The organism is Actinomadura logoneensis, assembly GCF_003428695.1.
In the GTDB taxonomy this organism is placed as follows: Bacteria; Actinomycetota; Actinomycetes; order Streptosporangiales; family Streptosporangiaceae; genus Spirillospora; species Spirillospora logoneensis.
This window is the reverse complement of the sequence record NZ_QURH01000596.1, coordinates 1-2,024: the sequence shown is the minus strand read 5'-3', so window position 1 is coordinate 2,024 and position 2,024 is coordinate 1. Positions and strand designations below refer to the sequence as shown.

Genomic DNA, 2,024 nt, shown 5'->3' with positions numbered 1-2,024 from the left:
GGCCCGCGCGGCGCGGGCCCGGCCGGGACCGCGGTCACTGGAGCTTGACGAGGTTGTAGTCGTAGCCCTGGAACTGCGGCAGGTACTTGGCGTTCTTCACCCGGGACGAGTGGAAGATCGGGTACTTCTGGTTCATCAGCGGGACGACCGCCGCGTCCTGCATGATCTGCCGGTCGGCCTGCGCCCAGGAGTTGGCGGCGGCGTCCACGTTCTTGGCCTCCAGCGCCTGGTCGATCAGCTTGTTCACGACCGGGTTGTTGTAGCCGCCGTAGTTGGTGGAGTTCGGGCCGTAGTGGCGGCCGTCGAACAGCGGGACGATGTTGGTGCGGCCGTTGTTGCCGTACCAGTCCGGCACCCAGCCGGGGCCCGCGATGTCCCACTTGCCCGCCTTGGCGTCCGACGGCGTGACCAGCGTCTTGCTGTAGAAGGTGCCGTTGGTGTCCGGGGTGAGCTGCGCGCGGATGCCGCACTTGGCGAGGTTCGCCTGGACGGACTGGGCGATCTTCGGGTGGTTGCTGGAGACCCGGTAGGGGAACCGCAGCGTGAGGCCGTTGGGGTAGCCCGCGGCGCTCAGCATCGTCCTGCACTTGTTCGGGTCGCCGGAGTTGCCGGGGGTCGGATAGAGGTTGAACGGCTTGTAGCCGACGCTGCGCGGCGGGATGACCTGGTTCAGCACCTCGCTGACGTCCGGGCCGCCGTAGATCTGCACCGCCGCGGACTTGTCGATCGCGTACTGGATCGCCTGCCGCACCGGGACCTTGCCCAGCGCGCCGCCGTTGTTTGGGCTGAGCGTGTTGAACACGATGTAGGGGTTGCTGGACGAGCCGTCCATGATCTTGAAGTTCGGGTTCGACTTCAGGCCCGGGATCCGCCCGGTGGGGACGGTCTGGTCCCAGGACAGGTCGGCCGAGCCGGACTCGATCTGCTGCTGGACGGTCTCGGGCGAGTCCTGCCCCATGGTGATCTGGATGCCGTCGGGGTTCTGCTCCCGGACCGGGTCGGAGTCGGCCTTCCAGGCGGGGTTCTTCGCCAGCGTGATCTGCTTGTTCGGCTGGTAGGCGGTGATCTTGTAGGGGCCGTCGGAGACGGTGTGCGCGCGGAACTCGGGGCTGTCGGGAATGTACCTGTCGTACTCCGCGGGCGCCGCCGCCGAGAAGGACAGACCGAGGATGTTGGTGAAGTCGCTGGCCGGGTTGACCAGCTTGATCACCAGCGTCTTGTCGTCCTTGGCCTGCAGGCCGGGCACCTGGTGCTGGTTCTGGTAGTTCGCGATCGCCGCCGGGTCGCTCGCGCTGACCTTGGAGAAGCCGTCGCAGAAGGCGCTGAACCCCTGGATGGTCTCGGTGTAGTACGCCATGCCGCCCGACGGCTTGGCGGGGTTGCAGATCCGCTTGATGCCGCGCACGAAGTCGCCCGCGACCACCGGCCGGACGGGGTTGGTGTCCCACTGCAGGCCGTCGCGGAGCTTGATCGTGTAGGTCTTCCCGTCCTTGCTGAGCCCGCCGTTGCCGGTGGAGGGGATCTCGGCGGCGGCGTCCGGGACGACCTTGATCGCGTCGTCGAAGTTGTCGGCCGCCTTCACGTTGAACAGGGTCCGCGCGAACTGCCGGGCCAGCAGGTTGCCCCAGGTCGTGTAGACGCTGGAGGTGTCGATGTGGTCGGGGTCGGACGAGCCGACGACCTTCAGCGTGCCGCCGGCGGACCCGCCTCCGCCGCCCCCGCCGCCGCACCCGGCCAGCGCGAGAGCCGCCGCGCCGAGCCCCGCGGCGACCGCCGTCCCCCGTCGTCGTGCTGCCATCTGCACTTCCCCCGCTCTGCGTGGTGTCCTGGGCGCGTCCCCGCACGGCCGGGGGCGCCCGCAGCCCGGCGAAGATCGCGCTAGGTAGCGAAACTAGCACCCAGAGTCATGCGCCGGGGCGCGCGACCCCCGAAAAGGTCGCGCGTGCCGCCGAGCGGCGCCGGGGCCGCGCCGGGCGGGGACGCGAGCCGGGGAGGCGCCCGGCGGAGTCGCATCCGGGGACGCG

Annotated in this window: 1 protein-coding gene; it reads right to left on the bottom strand. The window is 69.7% G+C overall.

Features of this window, described 5'->3' with window-relative positions; all coding sequences use genetic code 11:
- Positions 1-34: 34 nt before the first annotated feature.
- Complete coding sequence (locus DZF91_RS24525) at positions 35-1,798, bottom strand: ABC transporter substrate-binding protein (RefSeq protein ID WP_117359636.1); 1,764 nt, start codon at positions 1,796-1,798, stop codon at positions 35-37.
- Between the last annotated feature and the right edge of the window lie 226 nt (positions 1,799-2,024).